Here is a 5729-nt window from a genome sequence, read left to right on the forward strand (position 1 = left end):
GCTTCTTGTTGCCGTCGATGGGGGTCGGCACGGTGACGATCAGGAACTGCGCCTCTTTCAGCCGCGCCGGGTCGGCGGTGTAGTCGATGGCGGTCGCCGCCAGCTGTTCGGAGGACAGCTCTCCGGTGGCATCGAAACCACCGCGCAGCTGTTCGAGTTTGCGCGCGTCGATGTCGAAGCCGATGACCTCGACCTTGCGGCCGAAGGCGGCGGCCAGCGGCAGGCCGACGTAGCCGAGGCCGACGACAGCGATTTTTGCCTTGCGGGATATGATTTGTGCAGTGGTGATCATGGTTGTCCTTTCAGGTGGGGAGACGTTAGACGTTAGATGTGAGATGTGAGATGGCAAGTTTTTACATCTCACGTCAGCGCAGCGCGCCTCTCACATCTCACGTTCAGCATCGCGCCTACAACTCCACATCCTTCAGCCAGTCGCGGTTTTCCAGGTACCAGTCGATGGTCTGCTGCAAGCCTTCAAAGGGGCTGATGCGCGGCTGCCAGTCGAGCAGGCGGTCGGCCTTGGAGATGTCGGCCCAGGTCTCCATGATGTCGGCCTTGTGGAAGGGCTTGTGGTCGATGCGGGCCTTTTTGCCGAGCGCTTTTTCGATGGCGGCGATGATCTCGGTGAGGGCGATGGGGTTGTTGCCGCCGCCGAGGTTCATCACCTCGTAGCCGACCGGACACATCGCCGCCAGGGTGCCGCGGGCGATGTCGTCGACGTAGGTGAAGTCGCGGCTCTGGCTGCCGTCGCCGAACAGCTCGATGGGGGTGCCCTCGTCGATCCACTTGATGAAGCGGAAGATCGACATGTCGGGCCGCCCGCAGGGGCCGAAGACGGTGAAGTAGCGCACCACCGAGATGTCGAGCCCGTAAAGGTAGTGGTAGCTGTAGGCCATCACCTCGGCGGCCTTCTTGCTGGCCGCGTAGGGGGAGATCGGGGTGTTGACCGGCAGCTCCTCGGTGAAGGGCATCGGCTGCCCGGCGTAGAGCGACGAGGTGCTGGCGAGCACCAGCTTGCCGCAGTCGTGGTCGCGCATGCAGTCGAGCAGGTTGAGGGTGCCCATGGCGTTGGTGGTCATGTAGACCTGCGGATCGATCATGCTGTAGCGCACCCCGGCGCGGGCGGCGAGATTGAGCACGGCGGAGAAGCGGTACTCCTTGAAGAGCGCCTGCAGGGCCTCGGCATCCTCGATGTCGAGCCTGAGGAAACGCAGCGCCCCGACTTCAAAACGGTCAGGCCCGACGTAGCTGTCGGCGGTGGTGCCGGTGAGAGAGAAGCGGTCGAGCAGCTTCGCGTCAGCCCCGGCCTTGCGCGCCAGCTCCCGCAGGCGGAAGGTCTTCAGCCGCAGGTCGTAGTAGCTGTTGAGATTGTCCACCGCCACCACCCGCTGCCCCTGTTCAAGCAGCATCTCCGCGCAGCGGGAAGCGATGAAGCCGGCGGCGCCGGTGACAAGAATGGTTTGTTGCGGGTTGTCGGTCATAATAAATCCGAGGTTCGAGGTTCGAGGTTCAAGGTTCAAGGATCGAGGTTCGAGGTTCGAGGTTCGAGGTTAAAACCTTGCTCCTCGATCCTTGTTCCTCGAGCCTGGCGCATCGAGCCTGGCGATCGCGCCCTACCGCCCGTAATCGTCCTCGATGCGCACGATGTCGTCCTCGCCGAGGTAGCTGCCGGACTGGACCTCGATGATCTGCAGCGGGATCTGTCCGGGGTTTTCGAGGCGGTGAACTTCACCTAAGGGGATGTAGGTCGACTGGTTCTCGGTCAGGGTCAGGACCTGGTCGCCGCAGGTGACGCGGGCGGTACCGGAGACGACGATCCAGTGTTCGGCGCGGTGGTGGTGCTTCTGCAGCGACAGGCTGGCGCCGGGATTGACGGTGATGCGCTTGACCTGGAAGCGTTCGCCGGCGTCGACCCCCTCGTAGGCGCCCCAGGGGCGATTGACGCGGCGGTGCAGCAGCGCCTCGCCGCGCTGTTCCTCTTTCAGCCGGGAGACGATCTGTTTGACCTCCTGCACCCGCCCCTTGTCGGCAACCAGCACCGCGTCGGCGGTTTCGACCACCACCAAGTCGCGGGTGCCGACCGCGGCGATCATCCGGCTGCCGGCGTGCAGCAGGCAGCCACGGGCATCCTCGGTGAGCACGTCTCCGTGGCAGACGTTGCCGGCGGCATCCTGTTCACCAACCTCCCAGAGGGCGGAGAAGGAGCCGACATCGTTCCAGCCGGCGGACAGCGGGATAACCGCCGCGTTTTCGGTTTTCTCCATCACCGCGTAATCGATGGAGTCGGCCGGACAGGCGGCGAAGGCCTCGCTCCCGAGGCGCAGGAAATCGAGATCGGCGGTCAGCGACCCATGCGCGGCGCGACAGGCGGCGAGCATCCCGGGATTGAATTTTTCCAGTTCTTCCAGGTAGACGGAGGCACGGAACAGGAACATGCCACTGTTCCAGTAGTAGCCGCCGGCGTCGAGGTAGGACTGTGCGGTGGCGGCGTCCGGTTTTTCAACAAAAGCCGCGACGGCGCAGGCCGTCGTGGGAGACGTGAGATGTGAGATGTGAGATGTGTCTTGGTGGTTTTGACTTTGCGTCTTACATCTCACATCCAGCATCTCACCCGCCCCTGTTTCCCGATCTTCCTCGCGCCTCGCGCCTCGCGCCTCGGACCTCCATTCGAGCGGCTCGCCCGCCCGAATGTACCCATACCCCGTCTCCGGGCGGTCGGGCACGATGCCGAAGGTGACCAGTTGCCCCTCCCCGGCGACGGCGCGTCCGGCCTCGACGGCGGCCTGGAAGGCCGGGATGTCGGCGATGACGTGGTCAGCTGGCAGGATCAGCAGCAGCGGGTCGTCGCCGTCGGCGGTCGCCCGCAGGGCCGCCACCGCCACCGCCGGGGCGGTGTTGCGGCCGACCGGTTCGAGGATAATGCCGGAGTGGCCGCAGCCATCGGCGCGCAGCTGCTCGGCGACCAGGAAGCGGTGCGCCTCGTTGCAGATCACCAGCGGCGCGGCGATATCGGTCAGGCCGTCGAGTCGCGCGGCGGTCTGCTGCAGCATGGTCTGCTCGCCGCAGAGCGGCAGCAACTGCTTGGGATAGAGTTCGCGCGACAGCGGCCAGAGCCGGGTTCCGGCGCCGCCGGAGAGAATCACGGGGAGAATCATGGATTATAATCCTGTGAGATGCTGGATGTTAGACCTGAATCCGTGAGCCCCTTGTCGGCGGAGAGCACAAGTCATTGATCTGCCTGAGCTTCCCAAAAATCACCAGCGAACCTATGGGTGCGCTTCAGATTTTTGGAAACCTCATTCAGACCAAGCACTTGCACTCTCCATCCAACAGGAACTCACGGATTCAGGTTAGATGTAAAAAGCAAAGTTCAAAACCTTTTTTCAGCCGCTGATGCGTGCTGATTCAAAATCAATGGGGATGCTGGATCTGCGCCTTGCGCCTTGAGCCTTGCGCCTTGAGCCTTGAGCCTGTTCTCACCCAAGGCGTTTTCTATGCCAGGCCGGTTTTTTCCTGCAATCCAGCACGGCATACACGGAAACAATTCCTGCCTCAATCGCGAAGGGAAATCGGCGGCTCAGCAGCCTGTGAAACGAGACATAGAGGGGATGGACTCCGGCGTAAATCTGCAGCGAGTCGATGTCGGAAAAGAGTGAATCGAGAAAATAACCACCCAGCCCCTCCTGCTGTCGTTCATAGAACCGATACCCCTGCCGCAGATCTTCCGTCGCGGCATCGAGGATGCGGATTTTCATTTCCGGGGATTCCGCAGTTCTGTCTTGACCTGCTGCCAATCCTCAAAGCGGGCATCCTCCGCCACCACCGAAGCCTGCCGCTGCGCCAGAACCTCCCGGTGCCAGTCCGGGGAAAGATGGTCCCCCGCCGTGCGACAGAGGTCATCCCAGAGCGCTTCCATGGCACAGATCTTTTCAGCCGTGGTCATTTTGTCAGTGCGGATTGTCATCAGCTGTTCTCCCCGGCGGGTTCCTGAAATCAATGTATCGAATCATGGCGCTTTTGGCCAGCGTCCAACGTCTCTGGCCGCAAGCAGTGAAATCCTCGATCCTCTGCCCAACTTCACGGGGACAGTCCCCTTACATGAGGGGGACTGTCCCCTTCACGATCCTTGATCCTTGAACCTCGATCCTCGAACCTAGATCCTCTTCAGCCCCTCACCTCTTCCCCATGCTCCAGGAACCAGCGGTAGGTCCGCTCGATCCCCTCGCGCAGGGAGACCTTCGCCTGCCAGCCGAGGGCCGTCATCCGCGAGACATCCTGCAGCTTGCGCATGGTGCCGTCCGGTTTGCTCGGGTCGAACTCCAGCGCACCGGGGTAGCCGACCACATCTTTGATCGTCTCGGCCAGTTCGCGGATGCTGACATCGACGCCGGTGCCGAGGTTGACGAAGCAGGGTTTCGGGTAGCTGAGCAGGTTCTCCTGCAGGGTCTGCTCGTCGAGACCGAGGACGAACAGGCTGCCGTCGGCCATGTCGTCGACATAGAGGAATTCGCGCATCGGTCGACCGCTGCCCCAGACCGTGACGGTATCAGGGGAGATGTCAGATGTGAGATGGGAGATGGAAGAGCCTTCCATTCTTAGCTTCGCTTCGTGGAAACGGCGGATCAGCGCCGGCAGAACGTGGGAGTTCTCGGGATGGAAGTTGTCGCCGGGGCCGTAGAGATTGGTCGGCATCACGGCGACGAATCTGGTTCCGTACTGGCGGTTGTAGGCCTCGCACATCTTCAGCCCGGCGATCTTGGCGATGGCGTAGGGCTCGTTGGTCGGCTCCAGGGGGCCGGTCAGCAGGTGCGATTCGCGCATCGGCTGCGGCGCCAGCTTCGGGTAGATGCAGGAGGAGCCGAGAAACAGCAGCCGCGCGACGCCATTTTCGTAGGCGGCGTGGATGACGTTGGTCTGGATCGCCAGGTTCTGCTGGATGAACTCGGCCGGATAGGTGTTGTTGGCGTGAATGCCGCCGACCTTGGCGGCGGCGAGGATGACGTACTCGGGCCGCTCGCGGCGGAAGAAATCGGCCACCGCCTGCTGGCAGGTCAGGTCGAGCTCGTCCCGCCCGGGGGTGAGCAGGTTGGTACAGCCGTCGGCCCGCAGGCGCCGGACGATTGCCGAGCCGACCAGACCGTTCGATCCGGCGACGAAGATACGCGCGGCGGGCGCCATGGCGCCGCCTGATGTGAGATGTGAGATGTGAGATGTGGACATCAGGATCAAACCTTTTCTTTCAGCGCAGCGATCAGCGCATTCAGCTTGGCAAAGAGTTCATTGACTGTTTTCAGGATGGTCAGCTCATTCGAGAGGTAACCAAGCCTCTGGCTGATCATCAACTGGGTTTCCAGTTCGCAGAGAGAACCTCGTGCAATTGACAGAAAATGCAAAAATTCTTTTGTCCCCGATCTCGCCGCACCTTCGGCGATATTCGAGGGGATACTGACGGCAGACCTTTGCATCTGACTACACAATCCGTAAGTTTCAAAATTCGGAAAATTTCTCGTCAGGGCGTAAACCTCCTCAACAACCGACATCCCAAGCTGCCAAACCTGCAAATTATGGTGTCGTCTTTTCCCTTCAATCATACAGTGCGCCTCCATGCGCGTGAGATGTTGAATGAGAGACGAGAGATGCGCGCTGCGCTGATGTGAGACGTTAAAAGCCCTTGCATCTCACATCTCACATCTCACATCTCACATCTCACATCTCACATCTCACATCTC

General features: G+C 61.5%; 6 protein-coding genes and 1 pseudogene. All 7 read right to left on the reverse strand.

Translation table 11 applies throughout. The features are described 5' to 3' along the window. Positions 1-292: pseudogene (locus B5V00_RS16600) on the reverse strand (nucleotide sugar dehydrogenase); the annotation flags it as partial. 115 nt (positions 293-407) lie between these two features. Further along, a complete protein-coding gene (locus B5V00_RS16605; protein ID WP_085011928.1) occupies positions 408-1481 on the reverse strand; it encodes an NAD-dependent epimerase/dehydratase family protein in 1074 nt (357 codons plus the stop codon). Between the two features lie 132 nt (positions 1482-1613). Further along, positions 1614-3155: a mannose-1-phosphate guanylyltransferase/mannose-6-phosphate isomerase gene (locus B5V00_RS17345; RefSeq protein WP_216355507.1), complete on the reverse strand. Its 1542-nt coding sequence runs from the start codon at positions 3153-3155 to the stop codon at positions 1614-1616. Between the two features lie 321 nt (positions 3156-3476). Continuing rightward, positions 3477-3755 carry a hypothetical protein gene (locus B5V00_RS16620; protein WP_085011929.1) on the reverse strand — a complete coding sequence of 93 codons (279 nt, stop codon included), beginning with the start codon at positions 3753-3755 and terminating at the stop codon, positions 3477-3479. Beyond that, the gene (locus B5V00_RS16625) at positions 3752-3964 is read right to left on the reverse strand and encodes an addiction module protein (RefSeq protein ID WP_216355508.1); all 213 of its coding nucleotides are present in this window, start codon (positions 3962-3964) and stop codon (positions 3752-3754) included. Before B5V00_RS16625 ends, B5V00_RS16620 begins: the two co-directional genes overlap by 4 nt. A 200-nt stretch (positions 3965-4164) precedes the next feature. Further along, positions 4165-5220, reverse strand: a complete 1056-nt coding sequence (locus tag B5V00_RS16630; protein ID WP_281249730.1) for a GDP-L-fucose synthase family protein — start codon at positions 5218-5220, stop codon at positions 4165-4167. A 5-nt stretch (positions 5221-5225) separates the two neighbouring features. Then, a complete protein-coding gene (locus B5V00_RS16635) occupies positions 5226-5591 on the reverse strand; it encodes a four helix bundle protein (RefSeq protein WP_085011931.1) in 366 nt (121 codons plus the stop codon). Positions 5592-5729: the final 138 nt, after the last annotated feature.

It is taken from the genome of Geothermobacter hydrogeniphilus (assembly GCF_002093115.1).
GTDB lineage: Bacteria > Desulfobacterota > Desulfuromonadia > Desulfuromonadales > Geothermobacteraceae > Geothermobacter_A > Geothermobacter_A hydrogeniphilus.

Coding starts and splice junctions, on each gene's coding strand:
- B5V00_RS16620 (WP_085011929.1), bottom strand. CDS start 3,755: ATGAAAATCCGCATCCTCGATGCCGCGACGGAAGATCTGCGGCAGGGG.
- B5V00_RS16630 (WP_281249730.1), bottom strand. CDS start 5,220: ATGTCCACATCTCACATCTCACATCTCACATCAGGCGGCGCCATGGCG.
- B5V00_RS16625 (WP_216355508.1), bottom strand. CDS start 3,964: ATGACAATCCGCACTGACAAAATGACCACGGCTGAAAAGATCTGTGCC.
- B5V00_RS16605 (WP_085011928.1), bottom strand. CDS start 1,481: ATGACCGACAACCCGCAACAAACCATTCTTGTCACCGGCGCCGCCGGC.
- B5V00_RS17345 (WP_216355507.1), bottom strand. CDS start 3,155: ATGATTCTCCCCGTGATTCTCTCCGGCGGCGCCGGAACCCGGCTCTGG.
- B5V00_RS16635 (WP_085011931.1), bottom strand. CDS start 5,591: ATGATTGAAGGGAAAAGACGACACCATAATTTGCAGGTTTGGCAGCTT.